The organism is Anaerostipes butyraticus, from assembly GCF_016586355.1.
GTDB classification, from domain to species: Bacteria; Bacillota; Clostridia; order Lachnospirales; family Lachnospiraceae; genus Anaerostipes; species Anaerostipes butyraticus.
Window position 1 is genome coordinate 115,749 of sequence record NZ_BLYI01000024.1, and the last position, 18,800, is coordinate 134,548.

At 43.1% G+C, this 18,800-nt stretch carries 18 protein-coding genes and 1 pseudogene; 17 read left to right on the plus strand and 2 right to left on the minus strand.

Annotated features, from left to right (window positions below; genetic code table 11):
- Nucleotides 1–9 precede the first annotated feature (9 nt).
- Nucleotides 10–1,467: a TrkH family potassium uptake protein gene (locus JMF81_RS05025; protein ID WP_201310357.1), complete on the plus strand. Its 1,458-nt coding sequence runs from the start codon at nucleotides 10–12 to the stop codon at nucleotides 1,465–1,467.
- 63 nt (nucleotides 1,468–1,530) lie between these two features.
- On the opposite strand, the gene JMF81_RS05030 is transcribed toward JMF81_RS05025, so the two are convergent.
- Nucleotides 1,531–2,277 (minus strand): LytR/AlgR family response regulator transcription factor, encoded by a 747-nt coding sequence (locus tag JMF81_RS05030; RefSeq protein WP_201310358.1) that lies wholly within the window; start codon nucleotides 2,275–2,277, stop codon nucleotides 1,531–1,533.
- Nucleotides 2,278–2,470: 193 nt separating this feature from the next.
- On the opposite strand from JMF81_RS05030, the gene JMF81_RS05035 reads away from it, so the two are divergent.
- The 12 genes and pseudogenes from JMF81_RS05035 to rfbB all read left to right on the plus strand — a co-directional run bounded on the left by JMF81_RS05035 (nucleotide 2,471) and on the right by rfbB (nucleotide 12,628).
- Complete coding sequence (locus tag JMF81_RS05035; RefSeq protein WP_201310359.1) at nucleotides 2,471–2,740, plus strand: PqqD family protein; 270 nt, start codon at nucleotides 2,471–2,473, stop codon at nucleotides 2,738–2,740.
- The gene (locus JMF81_RS05040; RefSeq protein WP_201310360.1) at nucleotides 2,737–3,192 is read left to right on the plus strand and encodes a S24/S26 family peptidase; all 456 of its coding nucleotides are present in this window, start codon (nucleotides 2,737–2,739) and stop codon (nucleotides 3,190–3,192) included. Before JMF81_RS05035 ends, JMF81_RS05040 begins: the two co-directional genes overlap by 4 nt.
- A gap of 15 nt (nucleotides 3,193–3,207) precedes the next feature.
- Complete coding sequence (locus JMF81_RS05045; RefSeq protein WP_201310361.1) at nucleotides 3,208–3,684, plus strand: 3-isopropylmalate dehydratase small subunit; 477 nt, start codon at nucleotides 3,208–3,210, stop codon at nucleotides 3,682–3,684.
- A 3-nt stretch (nucleotides 3,685–3,687) separates the two neighbouring features.
- Nucleotides 3,688–4,944, plus strand: a complete 1,257-nt coding sequence (locus tag JMF81_RS05050) for a 3-isopropylmalate dehydratase large subunit (protein WP_201310362.1) — start codon at nucleotides 3,688–3,690, stop codon at nucleotides 4,942–4,944.
- A 21-nt stretch (nucleotides 4,945–4,965) separates the two neighbouring features.
- Nucleotides 4,966–5,457 (plus strand): LeuD/DmdB family oxidoreductase small subunit, encoded by a 492-nt coding sequence (locus JMF81_RS05055; protein ID WP_201310363.1) that lies wholly within the window; start codon nucleotides 4,966–4,968, stop codon nucleotides 5,455–5,457.
- Complete coding sequence (locus JMF81_RS05060) at nucleotides 5,458–6,699, plus strand: 3-isopropylmalate dehydratase large subunit (RefSeq protein WP_201310364.1); 1,242 nt, start codon at nucleotides 5,458–5,460, stop codon at nucleotides 6,697–6,699. It abuts the gene before it with no gap.
- Nucleotides 6,700–6,723: 24 nt separating this feature from the next.
- Nucleotides 6,724–7,896 (plus strand): cation diffusion facilitator family transporter, encoded by a 1,173-nt coding sequence (locus tag JMF81_RS05065; RefSeq protein WP_201310365.1) that lies wholly within the window; start codon nucleotides 6,724–6,726, stop codon nucleotides 7,894–7,896.
- A 146-nt stretch (nucleotides 7,897–8,042) separates the two neighbouring features.
- A complete protein-coding gene (locus JMF81_RS05070) occupies nucleotides 8,043–9,227 on the plus strand; it encodes a MerR family transcriptional regulator (RefSeq protein ID WP_201310366.1) in 1,185 nt (394 codons plus the stop codon).
- 25 nt (nucleotides 9,228–9,252) lie between these two features.
- Nucleotides 9,253–10,104 (plus strand): annotated as a pseudogene (rfbD, locus tag JMF81_RS05075) (dTDP-4-dehydrorhamnose reductase); the annotation flags it as partial.
- A 13-nt stretch (nucleotides 10,105–10,117) separates the two neighbouring features.
- Nucleotides 10,118–10,672, plus strand: coding sequence for a dTDP-4-dehydrorhamnose 3,5-epimerase (rfbC, locus tag JMF81_RS05080; protein WP_201310368.1), 555 nt, complete (start codon nucleotides 10,118–10,120; stop codon nucleotides 10,670–10,672).
- Between the two features lie 38 nt (nucleotides 10,673–10,710).
- Entirely contained in the window at nucleotides 10,711–11,592 is an 882-nt protein-coding gene (rfbA, locus tag JMF81_RS05085; protein WP_201310369.1) for a glucose-1-phosphate thymidylyltransferase RfbA, read from the plus strand.
- A gap of 13 nt (nucleotides 11,593–11,605) precedes the next feature.
- Entirely contained in the window at nucleotides 11,606–12,628 is a 1,023-nt protein-coding gene (gene rfbB / locus JMF81_RS05090) for a dTDP-glucose 4,6-dehydratase (RefSeq protein WP_201310370.1), read from the plus strand.
- 44 nt (nucleotides 12,629–12,672) lie between these two features.
- On the opposite strand, the gene JMF81_RS05095 is transcribed toward rfbB, so the two are convergent.
- Complete coding sequence (locus JMF81_RS05095; RefSeq protein WP_201310371.1) at nucleotides 12,673–13,482, minus strand: Cof-type HAD-IIB family hydrolase; 810 nt, start codon at nucleotides 13,480–13,482, stop codon at nucleotides 12,673–12,675.
- A gap of 175 nt (nucleotides 13,483–13,657) precedes the next feature.
- On the opposite strand from JMF81_RS05095, the gene JMF81_RS05100 reads away from it, so the two are divergent.
- The 4 genes from JMF81_RS05100 (at nucleotide 13,658) to JMF81_RS05115 (ending at nucleotide 18,689) form a co-directional block, all read left to right on the plus strand.
- Nucleotides 13,658–14,419, plus strand: a complete 762-nt coding sequence (locus JMF81_RS05100; protein ID WP_201310372.1) for an N-acetylmuramoyl-L-alanine amidase — start codon at nucleotides 13,658–13,660, stop codon at nucleotides 14,417–14,419.
- Nucleotides 14,420–14,602: 183 nt separating this feature from the next.
- Entirely contained in the window at nucleotides 14,603–15,463 is an 861-nt protein-coding gene (locus tag JMF81_RS05105) for a YitT family protein (protein WP_201310373.1), read from the plus strand.
- Between the two features lie 59 nt (nucleotides 15,464–15,522).
- A complete protein-coding gene (locus JMF81_RS05110; RefSeq protein WP_201310374.1) occupies nucleotides 15,523–16,311 on the plus strand; it encodes a polysaccharide deacetylase family protein in 789 nt (262 codons plus the stop codon).
- A gap of 254 nt (nucleotides 16,312–16,565) precedes the next feature.
- A complete protein-coding gene (locus JMF81_RS05115) occupies nucleotides 16,566–18,689 on the plus strand; it encodes a glutamine synthetase III family protein (protein WP_201310375.1) in 2,124 nt (707 codons plus the stop codon).
- Nucleotides 18,690–18,800 lie beyond the last annotated feature (111 nt).

An 18,800-nucleotide genomic window follows, 5' to 3' on the forward strand; every position in this document is an offset into this window, starting at 1 on the left:
CGTAATATTATGAATTTATCAATGATTCGCTATGTATTAGGACTGGTAATGATGTTTGAAGGCGCTTTTCTTTCTCTTCCGTGTGTTGTTGCTCTGATTTATAATGAAGGAAAAGGTGTTTCTTTCTTTATTATGATGATCGTCTGTCTCCTTTTGGGATTTCTCCTTCGGTGGAAAAAACCAAAGAATCATGTTTTTTATGTAAAAGAAGGATTTGTAACAGTGGCTGCCAGCTGGATCATCATGAGTTTTTTTGGAGGACTGCCGTTTGTATTAAATGGTGATATTCCTTCTGTGGTGGATGCTATGTTTGAGACAGTGTCTGGATTCACTACTACCGGATCCAGTATTTTATCAGATGTAGAGGCACTGGCAAAGTGCAGTCTGTTCTGGAGAAGTTTTACGCACTGGATTGGCGGAATGGGAGTGTTTGTATTTGTTCTGGCGGTGATGCCGCTGACCGGCGGTCAGAATATTCATCTGATGAGGGCGGAAAGCCCGGGGCCGTCCGTGGGAAAACTGGTGCCGAAAATAAGAAAGACATCCATGATACTTTACAAAATCTATATTGTAATGTCTGTCATTATGGTTGCTTTTTTAATGATTGGGAAAATGCCGCTGTTTGATTCCCTGCTTCTGATGTTCGGCTCTGCAGGAACCGGAGGCTTTTCAATCTTAAATACCGGATGCGCTACATATACGCCGTATGTCCAGTATGTAATTGCGATTTTTATGATGCTGTTTGGAATCAACTTTAATGTTTATTATTTTCTGCTGATCCGAAAATTTAAGGAAGCTGTGAAGTATGAAGAACTGAGATATTATCTCTTGTTTATCGCTGCGTCTACGCTGCTGATTGTGATCAATATACATAATACGTTTGATGCCCTGGAACCGGTATTTCGACATGCGTTTTTCCAGGTATCTTCCATTATCACAACGACAGGATACAGTTCCATTGATTTTAATTACTGGCCGGAATTTTCCAAAGTAATCCTGATCCTTTTGATGTTCTCCGGAGCATGCGCAGGAAGTACCGGAGGAGGAATCAAAGTATCCAGACTGATCATGATGCTGAAAACTGTAAAAAAAGAACTGTTATCTTACGCGCACCCACGAACCGTGCGAAAAGTTAAATTTAATGGAAGAGTTGTGGAACATGAGGTAATTCGTGGAATGAATGTTTATTTTGTGGCATACAGTTTTATTTTGATGTTCTCAATCCTGATCATTTCACTGGATAATTTTGATTTTCTTACGAATTTTACAGCGATTGCGTCAACACTGAATAATATAGGTCCTGGAATTGGTCTGGTGGGACCAACCGGAAATTTTGGAATGTACTCTGATCTGTCCAAGATTGTTATGGTGTTTGATATGCTGGCAGGAAGGCTGGAAATCTTCCCGATACTTGTGCTGATAAGTCCATATACATGGAAAGGACTGAAACTGCGCAGAAAAAAATAGCAGAATAAAATATATAAATGAGAAAAAGCGTCTGATAAAAAATCCCTGAGTAAGATATGTGACTCAGGGATTTTTCGACTGTGAATCTGAAGAACGAGATCTTGGCGGTTGCAGATAATCATGGAACCGGTTGATCAGTTCTTTGTAACGGTATTTGGAAATTGGAACAGTATCGCCGTTGGTCATGATAAGCGAAGTTCTCATGATCTGTTTGATGAATTTGGGATTGATCAGATAGCTTCGGTGACACTGAAGAAAATAAAAAGGTTCAAAATATTCTTTAATAGAAGAGAGGGTGCTCTTTAAAAATTCTTCGTCTTTTTCATATCTGACCCGGACTGTTTTATTGATAACTTCGAGAAATACAATATAATCCGGGGACAGCTGAATATGTCCTGCGCCAACCGGAACCAGGATTTTTCGGGACAGACAGTTGGACTGATAGTCTGCATAAAGCAGCCGTTTTAGCTTTGACCGGTCGATTGGTTTTATTAAATAATTCAGGGCTCCGATATCGTATCCGTCAAAAACATAGTCAGCAACCGAAGAGATCAGAACAATGCGCGCGGTCATATGCAGGGCATTCAGATCACGGCAGAGACTGATTGGAGCGGTATTATCCGGCGGGACATCCACGAATACAATATCGTAAAAAGCAGGATTCTCCCGGATGACCTGGATGAGTTCTTCTTCATAGCAATATGTGTCAATGCTGTACTCAAATGTCAGTTCATGCAGGATCGTATTTAACAAAAGGTTTGTGCTCTGAGAGGAATCTTTATTTCCGTCAAAAACTGCAATATAATACATTAAAAAAAACCCCCTTTATCTGCCATTCTTATTTTACCATGATATTTATATGATGGTGTGAAAGGACAAAAAACGGCGTAAATGGACTTTGCTGAAAGGAATGTGAAAGGATACTTTTCTTTTCTCCTTTTTTATTATAAAATATTGCTAAGTCAGAAATGATAGAATGGTAAAAAAATTGCAGGAGGTTGTCATGAAACGAAATACAGATTTTATGCTTCGTGAGATTGCCGGGGAAGTGGTACTTGTTCCAACAGGCCAGGCGACTCAGAATTTTAACGGAATGATAACACTCAACGAAGTGGCGGCATTTATCTGGAAGAATCTGGATGAGGCCGGATCCAAAGAAAAACTGGTTTCCATGATTCTGGATGAATTTGAGGTAGAGGAAGAGATCGCCAGAAGAGATGTGGAAGGCTTTGTCGGAGCATTAAAAGAACATGGAATGGTTGAAGAATCATGAGACTGGTAGACAACGATGAGTACATTCCGGTTCTGATTGGGCTGATGGAAGAAGGGAAGGAAGTGTCCATGATCATCAGCGGAAGCAGTATGAATCCGTTTTTGATTCATCACAGGGATTCCATTCTGATGAAAAAACCGGATGGTCCGGTCCGGCGTGGTGAAATGGTATTCTATCAGCGCCCATCGGGAGCTTATGTGATGCACCGGGTTCATCATATTGATAAGAATGGAATGTTATATATGGTGGGGGATGCGCAGACAGAGATTGAGGGTCCGCTGGATCCGGACTGCGTATTTGCCATTATCATAAAAGTAAAGAGAAAAGGAAAGTGGATCCAGCCAGGTGATTTCTGGTGGTTTTTTTTCCGCTGTATCTGGATCCGCTGTATTCCTCTGCGCCGTCTGCTGATGCGGATGTATGGCGTGGTTTCAAAAGGCGGGAAAAAATAAAAGGAGGAAGAATTTATGGGACATGTGTTTAAATTTCACAATGATGTAGATACAGACCAGATCATTGCGTCTCAGTATCTGCTGCTGCCAAACATCGAAGAGATGAAAAAATATACATTTGAATCACTTGACAGAGAGTTTGCAGAGAAAGTAAAAGAAGGGGATATTGTAGTTGCCGGAGAAAATTTTGGATGCGGCTCTTCCAGAGAGCAGGCGCCAAGCGTGCTGAAGGCGCTGGGGGTAAAAGCTGTGATTGCAAAATCTTTTGCAAGAATTTTTTATCGGAACTCCATTAACATCGGACTTCCGGTTATTATCAGTAAAGATCTCTATGATAAAGTAGAAAATGGAGATGAGATTGATATTGATCTGACAGAAGGAAAGATTATAACAGCCGGGGAAACGCTTCCGTGTACAAAACTTCCGCCGTATATGCAGAACATCCTGGATCACGGCGGACTGATCAATTTCCTGAATGAAGGAGAGGTGTAAAAAATGGGAATGACAATTGGTGAAAAAATTATCGCAAGAGCGGCGAAGGTCGATGAAGTACATGCAGGTGAGATCCATACGATCGAGGTTGACCGGCTGATGAGCAATGATGGAACAACACATCTGACCATTGATATGTATCATAATGATCTGAAGCACCCGAAAATCGCAGACAAAGATAAGATTGTATTTATTATGGATCATAACGTTCCGGCAGAGAATCCAAAGACAGCGCAGGCTCACAGGAAGATGAGAAACTTCGCAAAGGAACATGGAATTGCTTTATATGAAGGAAAGGGAGTCTGCCATCAGATCATGGTGGAAAATTATGTATGTCCGGGTGAATTTATCATGGGAGCGGATTCTCATACATGCACCTATGGAGCGCTGGGAGCCTTCGGTACGGGAATCGGATGTACGGACTTTCTGTATGCCATGGTAACGGGACAGTCCTGGGTGCTGGTTCCGGAAACCATTCGTTTTGAACTGACAGGAAAATTAAGAAAAGGTGTCTATGCCAGAGATCTGATGCTGACGATCATCGGCATGGTAGGAGCCAATGGCTGCAATTACAAAGTCATGGAATTTGCAGGAGAAGGAGCTCATAATCTGGATATCGATGAACGTCTGGTTCTTTGTAATCTGGCTGTGGAAGCAGGGGCTAAGACAGGAATTGTAGAACCGGATGAAAAAGTTGCGGAATATCTGGAAAGCCGCGGCCGCAAGGCTGAAAACATGTTTGTAAGTGATGAAGACGCGGTATTTGAAAAAGTTTACCATATTAATCTGGATGAGATTGAGCCGGTAGTGGCAAGACCGCATCAGATTGACGATGTAGTGCCGGCAGACGAAGTGGGAGATGTCAGAATCGACGAGGCCTTTCTGGGATCCTGCAACAACGGAAGAATTGAGGAATTTCGTGTGGCAGCTTCCATTCTGAAAGGGAAGAAAGTCAGCGATCATGTAAGGTTTATCATCGCTCCGGCTTCCAATGAAGTCTATATCCAGGCTCTGGATGAAGGATTGATTGATATTTTCCTGGATGCAGGAGCGATGGTCATGAACAGCAACTGCAGTGTGTGCTGGGGAAGCTGCCAGGGTGTGATCGGAGAAGGAGAAGTTCTGATTTCAACCGGAACAAGAAACTTTAAAGGACGCGCAGGCCATCCGGATTCTTTTGTATATCTGGGATCAGCTGCAACAGTGACAGCGTCAGCCATTGCAGGAAAAATTGTAACAGCTAAAGAGGATGAAGAATAAGATAAGAAAAGGATGTTGAAGATGGAACAATTCAAAGGAAAAGTATGGGTGCTGGGAGATGATATTGATACGGATATCATCATTCCAACAGAATATCTGGCCCTTCCATCTGTGGAAGATATGAAGCAGTATGGATTTTCACCGCTCCGTCCGGAGCTGGCAGGACAGATCAAAGAAGGAGATATCATTGTTGCAGGAAAGAATTTCGGCTGCGGTTCCTCCAGGGAGCAGGCGCCGGAAATTATCAAGGCACTTAAGATCAAGTGTGTTATTGCGAAATCTTTCGCAAGGATCTTCTTCCGGAATTCCATTAATAATGGCCTTCTGCTGATTGAAAATGATCAGATTCAGGATCATGTAAAAGAAGGGGATACCATTGAAGTCACTCTGGGAGAAAAGATTACCCATGAAGGAAAAGATTATGCAATTCAGTCCCTTCCGGACAATCTGATGGAAATCATCAATGCAGGCGGTCTGGTCGAGGCAATGAAAAAAAGAAATGGGGTGAAATAAATGGGACAGACAATCATTGAAAAAATCGTCAGCAGAAACATCGGTGCAGAAAGTGTAAAACCGGGAGAAATCGTGACAGTAAATGTTGACCGGGTCATGATCCATGATATTTTCATTCCGTTTGTTGCGGAAAAGTTTGAGGAAATGGGATTTACGAAGTTATGGGATCCGGACAAAGTAGTATTAATTTACGATCACATGGTGCCAGCGAGCACTGTGGATGATATCCGTCATTTCAAAATAGGAGATGCTTTTGCTGAAAAATACGGTATGAAACATGTACACCGGAGTGACGGGATCTGCCATCAGCTGATGACAGAATGCGGATATGCCAAGCCGGGAGATATTGTATTTGGAACGGATTCTCATACAACGACATATGGATGTGTCGGATGTTTTTCTTCTGGAATCGGTTATACAGAAATGGCTTCTATCCTTGGAACCGGAGAACTCTGGATTCGTGTACCGGAGACAATCAAGGTAGTGATCAATGGAAAGCTGCCGGAAAATGTAACATCAAAAGATGTCATCCTGCGTCTGATCGGGGATCTTGGCGCGGATGGAGCTACATACAAAGCCCTGGAGTTCTCAGGAAGCACTGTGGATGATATGACCGTTGCTTCCAGAATGACTATGTCTAATATGGCCATTGAAGCAGGGGCAAAGGCTGCGCTGTTTGCTCCGGATGAGAAGACGGCGGAATACTCCAAAGTAAAATTATCAGATGTTGACTGGATCTATGGGGATGAGGATGCGTCATACTGCCGGACGATTACATATCAGGCAGAGGAATTGGTTCCTGTGACTGCATGTCCGTCTCAGGTAGATAAGATTCGGGATGTAAAAGAAGTTGCCGGAACAAAGCTGGATCAGGTCTTTATCGGATCCTGCACCAACGGACGGCTGGAAGATCTGAAAGCTGCGGCCGAAATCCTGGATGGCAAGAAGGTAGCGGATTATGTGAAACTGATCGTGACGCCGGCCAGCCGCAAGATTTATAAAGAAGCGGCAGATGCAGGGTATCTGAAGATTTTAGCCAAAGCCGGAGCCATTATCACACAGCCTGGATGCGGCCTGTGCTGCGGCCGGGCAGGAGGGATCCTGACGGACGGCGAGAGAGTGCTGGCTACCAACAACCGAAATTTCCTTGGAAGAATGGGAACTTCTAAGGTAGAAATTTATCTGGCTTCACCGAAGACGGCGGCGGCATCCGCTGTTGCGGGAGAGATTACTGAGGCTTAAGAAAAGAAAAGGGATGAGAAAGACATGACAAAGTTATTGATCTCACTGTTTGTGAAAAATCCGGACAATATTACAGATGCAAAAGTCCGCAGCGCTTATGGAAGCCTGGGAGGAGCGGTAGGAATTGTCTGCAACTTATTGCTGTTTGCGGGAAAATTTTTCGCCGGGATCATTACAGGGGCTATTTCCATTACAGCGGATGCGTTCAATAATTTATCAGACGCCGCGTCTTCGATCATTACCCTGATCGGATTTTATATTGCAGGAAAACCGGCAGATGAAGATCATCCGTTTGGACATGGAAGAATGGAGTATATTTCTGGTCTGATCGTATCCCTGGCCATTATTTTGATGGGATTTGAACTGCTGAAATCTTCTGTGACGAAGATCCTCCATCCGGAAGAGATACGGTTTCAGATGATTTCTGTTGTAATATTGATTATTTCTATTCTGGTAAAATTCTGGATGGCGGCGTTTAATACAAAGATAGGAAAAAAGATCCAGTCAGAAGCCATGAGAGCAACGGCCACGGACAGTCTCAATGACTGTGTCTCTACCGCTGCAGTTCTGGCGGGAATGCTGATTTTCTATTTCATGGGGCACAATCTGGACGGAATCATCGGTGTTCTGGTAGCATGTTTTGTGCTGTGGGGCGGCTATGGTTCCATCAAGGATACATTAAATCCGCTTCTGGGAGGAGTACCGGACGAGGAACTGGTAAAAAATATTGAAGATATGGTTATGTGTCATGATATGGTCATAGGAGTTCATGATATGATCGTGCACGATTATGGCCCTGGACGCAGGATTGTATCTCTGCACGCAGAAGTACCTGCCAATGTGGATATTATGGAGGCTCATGATACGATCGATCATATTGAAATGCGTCTGATGCAGGAATACCAGTGTGAAGCAACGATCCACATGGATCCGGTAGTAACGGATGATGAACAGACAACGAAGACAAAAGAAAAAATAGAGAAACTGATAAGACAGTATAACGATAAACTTTCCATTCATGATTTTCGTATGGTAACGGGAAAAACACATACGAATGTTATTTTTGATCTTGTGATACCGTACGGAAAAGAATATCAGGTAGGGAAAATTGTAAAAGAGATCCGGAAAAAGATCCACAATGAGATGCCAAATAATTATTTTGCTGTGATCAAAGTGGATCGGACTGCGGTGATATAAAGAAAGAGAATCCTGTTGTGTGCAGTGGCTCCAAAAGTCAGGCTTTTGGAAGACGGGCGCATTGACAGGATTCTTTTATTTCTTCCTTGACAGTTCCCTTACGTCACCCTTTATGATAAGCTTATAGAAGATCAGGAGGTGCTGTCATGACCAGGGATGGATATTATACATCAGGGGAATTTGCGAAAAAAGCCAATGTGACACTGCGCACGGTGCGTTATTATGACCGGCAGGGCATACTGAAACCCAGCAAGGTAGCCGGGAATGGCTATCGCTTGTATACAGATGCGGACTTTGCAAAGCTGCAGAAGATTCTGTCTCTGAAATATCTTGGATTTTCTCTTGATGAGATTATGACCATGACGATCAATGATGATGACCGGGATGACATCAAAGAATCGATTCGTCTTCAGCTGAGTCTGGTCCAGAAGAAGATGGAACACCTGAAACTGGTGGAACAATCCCTGCAGGATATGGTCAGGAAAATGGAAGAATCCAAAGAGATAGACTGGAATGAAGTTGTGGAGCTGATCCATGTAACCAATATGGAAAAAGGACTGGTAGAACAGTATAAAAACGCGTCGAATCTGGATATCCGAATAGATCTTCACAAAAAATATTCACAGAATCCTGTTTCATGGTTTGACTGGATTTTTCAGAAACTGGAAATGAAAAAAGGAAGCCGGATCCTGGAGCTTGGCTGCGGTACCGGAGAATTATGGAGAGGACATGAGGATAAGATTCCGGAAGATGTGAAGATCGTGCTTTCCGACCAGTCTGAAGGAATGGTAGAAGACGCACAGAAGCTTTTGGGATTTGGAGGAGGTATTTTTGAATATGAGACATTTCCATGTGAGAAAATACCGAAGGAAGAGAATTCTTTTGATCTTGTAATTGCCAACCATGTCCTGTTTTATGTAAAGGATCGGAGGAAAGCGCTGAAAGAAATCCGAAGAGTGCTGAAACCTGGCGGCATTTTTTTGTGCAGCACCTACGGCAGCCGTCATATGCAGGAGATTACACAGCTGGTGCAGGAATTTGACCAGAGGATTACATTGTCAGCCAATTGTTTGTATGATGAATTCGGCCTGGAAAATGGAAAAGAACAGCTTTTGGAAATTTTTGACGATGTGAAAAAAGAAAAGTACAAAGATGAACTGCTGGTGGATCAGCCGCAGCCTCTGGTTGCGTATATTTTATCCTGCCACGGAAACCAGCATGAGTATCTGGGCAAGCGGTATCAGGAATTTAAGGAATTTATCCGCAGACGGATGGAAAGAAAAGGAAAGATCCGGATAACGAAGGACGCCGGAATCTTTCTGTGTCGATAATAAAACAACGAAGAAGTCAAAGGAGGACGCAATGAAAGTTTTAGTAACGGGTGTAAAGGGACAGCTTGGATATGATGTGGTCCGCGAGCTGGAAAAACGGCAGATCGAAGCTGTTGGAGTGGATGTAGAAGAAATGGACATTACGGACGCCGCTCAAGTGGAAACAGTCATTCGAAATGTGAATCCGGATGCAGTCATCCACTGCGCGGCTTATACAGCAGTCGATGCGGCGGAGGACAACGAAGAACTCTGCCGCAGGGTAAACGCTCAGGGAACGGAAAATGTTGCGAAAGTCTGTCAGGAAATGGATCTCAAAATGATGTACATCAGCACGGATTATGTATTCGATGGACAGGGAACAAGGCCATGGGAGCCGGATGACGAAAGAGATCCTTTAAATGTCTATGGACAGACAAAATATGAAGGGGAACTTGCAGTGGAAAAATATGTGGAGAAATTTTTTATTGTCCGCATTGCCTGGGTATTTGGTGTGAATGGAAAGAATTTTATCAAAACGATGCTGAATCTCGGAAAGACCCACGATAAACTGACGGTTGTCAACGATCAGACCGGATCACCAACTTATACCTATGATCTGGCGAGACTTCTTGCAGATATGATACAAACAGATAAATACGGAAGATATCATGCGACCAATGAGGGAATCTGTACCTGGTACGAATTTGCCTGTGAGATTTTCCGTCAGGCAGGTATGGATGTGGAAGTAGCGCCGGTAACCAGTGATGAATATCCGGCAAAAGCAAAACGTCCGGCAAACAGCAGAATGTCCAAGAAAAAACTGGACGAAAACGGATTTGAGCGTCTGCCGTCCTGGCAGGATGCCCTGAAACGGTATTTAAAGGAAATCGAAGCATAAGGAGGAAGATACAATGGGAAAGATCAAAGTAACGCCGTGTGAGATTGAGGGACTTTATGTTATTGAGCCTACGGTATTTAAAGACGAAAGAGGATATTTTGTAGAGACATATAATCAGAATGATATGAAAGAAGCAGGACTTGATATGGTGTTTGTGCAGGATAATCAGTCTATGTCCGTGCGTGGAGTGCTCCGGGGTCTGCATTTTCAGAAGCAGTATCCTCAGGGAAAATTAGTTCGTGTTGTCCGCGGGAAAGTCTTTGACGTGGCAGTGGATTTAAGAGCTGATTCCAAAACCTATGGAAAATGGTTTGGAGTAGAGCTGTCAGATGAAAATATGAAACAGTTTTATATTCCGGAAGGTTTTGCCCATGGATTTCTTGTACTTTCTGACGTAGCGGAATTCTGCTATAAATGTACCGATTTCTATCATCCGGGAGATGAAGGCGGACTGCTTTGGAATGATGAGGAAATTGGAGTTCAGTGGCCGCTGGAAGAAGGTGTGGATCTGATTATTTCAGAAAAAGACAAAAAATGGAAGGGATTAAGCGAAACATTTCATTTTTAAAAGAAATCTGCCAAAAGAGAAAGGAAGGGTGATATCCTATGAAAGGAATTATACTTGCAGGCGGTTCCGGAACCAGGCTCTATCCGCTGACAATGGTAACTTCAAAACAGCTGCTGCCGATTTATGACAAGCCGATGATCTATTATCCGATGTCAGTGCTGATGAATGCAGGGATCCGGGATATCCTGATCATTTCAACTCCGGATGATACACCGAGATTTCAGGCGCTTCTGGGAGATGGACACCAGTTTGGCATTCATCTGTCTTATGAGGTACAGCCGTCTCCGGACGGACTGGCGCAGGCCTTTATCATCGGAGAAGACTTTATCGGAGACGATAATGTAGCCATGGTGCTGGGCGACAATATTTTCCACGGCCACGGCCTTACCAAGCGGCTTCGGAGAGCTGCCAACAAAAAGCAGGGAGCGACGGTATTTGGGTATTACGTCGATGACCCGGAGCGTTTTGGAATTGTAGAATTCGATGAAAATGGAACCGCGGTTTCCATCGAGGAAAAACCGGAACATCCAAAATCCAATTACTGTGTTACCGGACTGTACTTTTATGACAACCGGGTAGTTCAGTATGCCAAAGAACTGAAACCATCCGCCAGAGGAGAACTGGAAATTACGGATCTTAACAAGATCTATCTGGAAAAAGGAGAACTGGAAGTGGAACTCCTGGGCCAGGGATTTACATGGCTGGATACGGGAACCCACGAGTCTCTGGTGGAAGCTACCAATTTTGTAAAGACCGTGGAAACTCATCAGCACAGGAAGATTGCCTGCCTGGAAGAAATCGCGTATCTGAATCACTGGATTACAAAAGATCAGATGTTAAAAGATATTGAACCATTGAAAAAGAATCAGTATGGACAATATCTGATGGATGTCATGGCAGGAAAATTTTTAGATAAGTAAGGAGAAACAGCAAATGAAAATATTAGTAACAGGAGGAGCCGGATTTATCGGAGGAAATTTTATCCATCATATGGTGAATAAATATCCGGAGGATGAGATCGTAAACCTTGATCTTCTGACCTATGCGGGAAATCTTGAGACTTTAAAACCGGTAGAGGATAAGCCAAATTACCGGTTTGTAAAAGGAGATATTGCGGACCGTCCGTTTATTATGGATTTGTTTGAAAAGGAAAAATTCGATATTGTGGTCAATTTTGCGGCGGAAAGCCATGTAGACCGTTCCATCGAAGATCCTTCTATCTTTGTAAGAACTAACGTGGAAGGAACCGTTGTGCTTCTGGATGCTTCCAGAAAATACGGAGTGAAACGGTATCATCAGGTATCAACCGATGAAGTGTACGGAGATCTTCCGCTGGACCGTCCGGATCTGTTTTTCACAGAGGAAACCCCGCTGCATACGTCCAGCCCTTACAGCAGTTCCAAAGCCAGCGCAGACTTATTTGTTCTGGCATATTACCGGACATTTGGGCTCCCGGTGACTATTTCCAGGTGCTCCAATAATTATGGACCATATCATTTTCCGGAAAAGCTGATTCCATTGATGATCAGCCGCGCTCTGGCAGATGAAGAACTGCCGGTTTATGGAAAAGGAGAAAATGTCAGAGACTGGCTGCATGTATCTGATCATTGTGAAGCCATTGATCTGATCATACACAAGGGAAGAGTGGGTGAAGTCTATAATGTAGGAGGACATAACGAACGAACCAATCTGGAAGTGGTAAAAACCATTCTTCATGCCCTGAACAAACCGGAAAGTCTGATTAAATTTGTCACAGACCGCCCGGGTCATGATATGCGCTATGCGATTGATCCGACAAAACTGGAAACTGAACTGGGATGGAAGCCAAAATATAATTTTGATACCGGAATTGCCCAGACTATCCAGTGGTATCTGGACAATAAAGAATGGTGGCAGAATATCTTATCTGGGGAGTACGCAAATTACTTTGAAAAAATGTACGGAGAACGACTTTAAAGACAGGGAAGGGAAGCGCCGGCAGTGCTTCCCTTTCTCATATGTTATGATAAAATATGCTGAAAAATAAAGGTTCCAATGCCGTCATGATCATTATCGTCTGTAATGTAATCAGCGGCATTTTTTGTCTTTTCACTTCCGTTTGCCATGGCAACGCCGACACCGGCGTTTAAGACCATGTCATAATCATTGTCCGCATCTCCAAAGACACATAAATCGTCCATGGAAAATCCGTGAAGATCCATGATCTTCTTCAGTCCGTATGTTTTTGTGATTCTCGGATCCATAAATTCATACAGAAGCTTTGTCGTCTGCAGGGAAGCAGAACGGAAATTTTCGCTCTTAAATGATTTTCCCCGCTCGATCACGGCATCCATCATTTCCGGAGCGCAGGTGATCATGACTTTCGGGTGACTGGTTTTTAAATATTCATTAAAATCAATGACTTTGTAAGGAATCTTATCTGTGGCAGAGAGATTTCGGATATTGATATCATCTTTTGGTGTATAAAGGAATCCGTCTCCGTGAATGACGAAGTTCACATCCATATCTTTATAATGGTCGATAATTTCACGAATCACATGGCCCGGAAGGGGGTAATTTTCCTCGTAGTGGTCCTGGCCAAAATCATAAATTTCCGCGCCGCCGCTTCCAACAATGGCGTCCACCATGTCAGAAAGTCCCCATTCCGGAAGAAGTTTCCGAACGTTGGTAACGGCTCTTCCAGTGGAAATACCAAACAGGATTCCCTTGTCCCGTACTTTTTGAATCGCGTCTGCCGTAAGAGGGGAGACGGTGCCGGCTGTTGTCAGTAATGTTCCATCAATGTCACACATAATTGCTTTTACTTCCATATGATGTTCCTCCTCCTGTGTTCTGTTTTCATTGTAGAAGAGAATAGGGAGAAATGCAAGGAGGGTGCGTCACAAGATATGAGATATTTTCACAAACGAAAAGACTGTTTTTTGCAGGAACATTTTTTCAATACCGGCATACTCTATCACAAGGAATTTTATAAGAGGTTTTCATATGGCAGGAGTCATTTTGGATGCGGGCCACGGAGGATATGACAACGGAGCCCAGTACAGCGGACGAAAAGAAAAAGATGATAATCTGAGGCTTGCTCTGGCAGTAGGCGAGATCCTGGCAAGAAACGGGATTCCGGTTATGTATACCAGACAGGATGATGTCTATCAGTCACCATCGGAGAAAGCAAGAATCGGGAATGCAAGCGGGGCAGATTATTTTATTTCTTTTCACCGAAATTCCAGTCCAAACGCCAATCAGTACAACGGGGTGGAAACACTGGTATTTGATGACAGCGGGATCAAGGCTCAGATGGCACGAAATGTAAACAGCCGTCTGGAAGGCGTGGGATTTCGAAATATCGGAGTAAAGGAAAGACCGGACCTTACGGTTCTTCGAAGGACCAGTATTCCTGCGATTTTGATTGAGGCAGGTTTTATCAATTCAGATCAGGATAATCAAAGATTTGAAGAACGGTTTTCGGAAATTGCCCAGGCGATTGCGGATGGTATTATGGATACTATCGGAAAAGGCCAGCCGCCGGTGACAGGGGCTTACCGCGTACAGATTGGCCTTTACAGGAATTTTTCCAATGCACAGTATGCATTGAATGAAGCACAGTCCCAGGGGTTTAGCGGAGAGATTGTGTTTGATGATCCTTATTATGCGGTGCAGATCGGAGAATCTGATACGCTGGACGAAGCAGTACAGCTGGAAAATCAGTTAAAACAGCTGGGATACGATACTCTGGTTATAAAAAAATAGGAGAGATCAAACGGCGGCAGAAGCTGCAGGCGTTATTGGAAGAAGGGGCGGAATGAAAATTCTGCCTTTTTTTTTGCTGGATGAAAAAATTTTTTTCCGGTTGATTAAAAACAGTGATTGCGGATTGCAGAGGCAGATTTTATAATAATGAAGAGGGGGATATAAGGAAGGATGGAAAAGAATATGAAGATTCGCTATAAGAATGAAATTCTGAAGGTCATCTGTATCTGTTTTGCGGCATTTATCATGGCGCTGAACATCAAATCTTTCGTCAGAACCGGAGGGCTGTATCCTGGAGGAGCGACCGGGCTCGCTCTGCTGATCCAGAGGATTTCAGAGATGTTTTTTGGAATATCGCTTCCATATACTCTGATCAATATCCTGCTGAATGCAGGGCCGGTATATCTGGGATTTCGTTTTATCGGCAGGAAATTTACCCTGTACTCCTGTCTTATGATCCTGCTGACCGGATTTTTTACAGATATTATCCCAGGTTACGTGATTACATATGATACGCTTTTGATCAGCATTTTTGGAGGACTGATTAACGGAGTGATCATCAGTGCCTGTCTGATGATGAATGCGACAACAGGAGGAACTGATTTTATAGCAATCTATTTATCAGAAAAGAAAGAAATTGACTCCTGGAATATTGTATTCGGGCTGAATGTGGTAATCCTTGGCGCGGCAGGTATTTTGTTTGGGTGGGATAAGGCATTGTATTCTATTATTTTTCAGTATGCCTCCACACAGGTGCTTCATATGATGTATAAAAAGTATCAGCAGCAGACCTTGATCGTTGTAACCAACCGGGCCAGAGAAGTCTACAGAGCTATTGCGAAGGTTACCAATCACGGAGCGACGGTTATGGATGCGATAGGTTCTTACAAAGGAAATGAGAGAAAAGTGGTATATTCTGTGGTTTCCAGCGCAGAAAGCAAGAAAGTTATTCGAATGATCCAGAGAGTGGATCCGGATGCGTTTATCAATGTTATGAAAACGGAACAGATTTCCGGGAAATTTTATTTAAAGCCTAATAAGTAAAAAATCCGTTCTATCATCTTTTCCTGTTTCATAGATTAAAGAAAAAAGACAGGATGCCCATGTTGGAAAAAGTGAAAAGATGGTCGACCCGGATTATTATCGGAATGATTTTTTGTTCCTGCGTCTTAGGCGTTTTGGGAAATGCAAAGAAAGTTTTTCAGGACAATATATATGTCTGGACGGAAGATCAGGAGAGAAAACTGCCAATTTACTGTGTAGACCGAAAGAAAAAGGTACTGGCTCTGACATTCGATGTTGCCTGGGGCAATGAAGATATGAATGAGATTTTGAAAATTCTGAAGAAAGAAAAAGTAAAAAGCACTTTCTTTTTTTCAGGAGAATGGATGGAGCATTATCCGGAAGATGTGAAAAGAATTGCCAGGGCAGGACATGACATTGGCAATCATGGGGATCATCATAAATATATGACCCGTCTGTCGGAAGAAGAACAAAGACGGGAGATTCAGGGAGCCGGTGATAAGGCAAAGGCGCTTCTGGGAGTCTCCATGGAGTTATTTCGTCCGCCATATGGAGATTATGATTCTCAGGTGGTGGAGACGGCGGAGAGTCTGGGATATTATGTGATTCAGTGGTCGGTGGACAGTCTGGACTGGATGGAGCCAGGGAAAGATGCGGTTATAGAAAAGGTGTGCGGCCATAAAAATCTGAAAAACGGGGCAATCATATTAATGCATACGGGAACAAAATGCACTAAAAAGGCATTGGAGCCTCTGATTGTCCGGTTAAAAAATCAGGAGTATGGATTCGTACCGGTTTCAGAGCTGATCTATAGAGAGGATTACCGTATCAATCCGGAAGGAATGCAGATTTCAAATGAGGTGCCGTGACACATGGATCCGGCCGCAGAAAGACAACGTACAGAATAAAAAACAAAAAAACACTTGATTTTAAGAAAGAATTATTGTATCTTATAACCAATGAAGTTACTGACAAGGGCGTCAAACAATTAGGTTCAGATTGTTTGTCGTCCATTTTTTTATTTTGCGGGAATTCATTTGAGAGTTTTTGTGAAATAAAATGTTCCATTTGGAACAAAATAGATTGGGAATGCTTCAAATGTATAAAAGAAAGGAAGAAACCTATGAAAGAAAAAACAAACGTTACTGAAATCTTTGGAATGAATGTGTTTAATGACAGTGTCATGAAAGCACGTCTCCCAAAAGCTGTGTACAAAGACCTGAAGAAGACTATCGAAGAAGGGACTGAATTGAACCCGGCAATTGCAGATGTCGTTGCAAATGAGATGAAGGAATGGGCCATTGAAAAAGGCGCAACACATTATACTCACTGGTTCCAGCCGCTGACCGGCGTTACAGCGGAGAAACATGACGCATTTATTTCTCCGACAGATGACGGAAAAGTCTTAATGGAGTTTTCCGGAAAAGAGCTGATCAAAGGAGAGCCGGATGCTTCTTCCTTCCCTTCAGGAGGATTAAGAGCGACATTTGAAGCAAGAGGATATACAGCATGGGATTGTACATCACCTGCATTTATTAAAGAAACACCGAACTCTACTGTATTATGTATCCCAACAGCATTCTGTTCTTATACAGGAGAAGCTCTGGACAAGAAAACACCGCTGCTTCGTTCTATGCAGGCACTGGATATCCAGGCAACCAGACTTCTGCATTTACTTGGAAATGATTCTGTAAAGAGCGTTACAACATCTGTTGGAGCAGAACAGGAGTATTTCCTTGTAGATAAAGAAAAATATTTACAGAGAAAAGACCTGATTTTTACAGGACGTACATTATTTGGAGCAATGCCTCCAAAAGGACAGGAAATGGATGATCATTATTTTGGAACCATCCGTGAAAGAATTGAAGGTTTCATGAAAGATCTGAACATTGAGGCATGGAAGCTTGGAATCACAGCAAAGACAGAACATAATGAAGTAGCTCCTGCACAGCATGAGCTGGCGCCAATCTATGATTCCAACAATGTGGCAACAGACCACAACCAGCTGCTGATGGAAACAATGAAACGTGTTGCGGAACGTCATGGACTGAAATGTCTGCTTCACGAAAAACCATTTGCGGGAATCAATGGTTCCGGTAAACATAATAACTGGTCTATGGTAACAAATGAAGGCAAGAACCTTCTGGATCCAGGAAAGACACCGCATGAAAACCAGCAGTTCCTGCTGATCCTTGCATCTATTATCAAGGCAGTAGATGAACATGCAGATCTTCTTCGTATGTCTGCTTCCACACCAGGAAATGACCACAGACTTGGAGCCAATGAGGCACCTCCTGCAATCATCTCCATCTTCCTTGGAGAACAGCTGGAAGACGTAGTAAAACAGCTGGTAACAAGAGGAGAAGCAACCAGATCCAAGAAGGGAGACAAACTGGCTTCCGGCGTACATTCTTTACCGGAATTTGAGAAAGACGCTACGGACAGAAACCGTACTTCACCATTTGCCTTTACAGGAAATAAGTTTGAATTCCGTATGGTAGGATCAACACAGTCTATTTCTGACCCGAATGTTATCCTGAATACGATCGTTGCAGATGTTTTTGCAGATGTATGCGATCAGCTGGAAAAAGTAGCAGATGATCCAAAAGCAGTAGAAATGGAAGCTCATGAGCTGACAAAACAGATGCTGACAGAACATCAGAGAATCATCTTCAACGGAAACGGATATTCTGAGGAATGGATTAAGGAAGCTGAAAGAAGAGGACTTCCAAACCTGAAATCCATGGTAGATGCGATCCCTACATTAGTAACAGACAAATCCATTAAGATGTTTGAAAAATTCGGCGTATTTACAAAAGCGGAACTGGAATCCCGTGCGGAAATCCTGTTCGAGCAGTATGCGCAGACAATTAACATCGAAGCGCTGGCAACACTGGATATCGCTAAGAAACAGATCGTTCCTGCAGTTATGAAATATCAGAAACAGCTTGCAGACTCTGTTGCGGTATTAAAGGAAACAGGAGTTGACACTTCTGTTCAGGAAGCTCTGTTAGGAGATATTACAGATAATCTGAAAGAGATGTATGGAGCTATCGGAGTTCTCGCAGAAGATGAAGCAAAAGCGAAAGCAATGGATGAAGATGTCGAAAAACAGGCAAGATATTATCATGATACGATTTTCGCTGATATGAGCGCTGTAAGACAGCCGGCAGATAAACTGGAAATGCTGGTTGCCAAAGAAGACTGGCCAATGCCAAGCTACGGCGATCTGATTTTCGAAGTCTAGGATTTGAACGAGGCCTTTCATATTTAAAAAATATTTTGAAAAGATACCGGATTTTGCCGGTATCTTTTTTTGTTTCCCGCACATTCTAATATCAGAACATTCGATTGACAA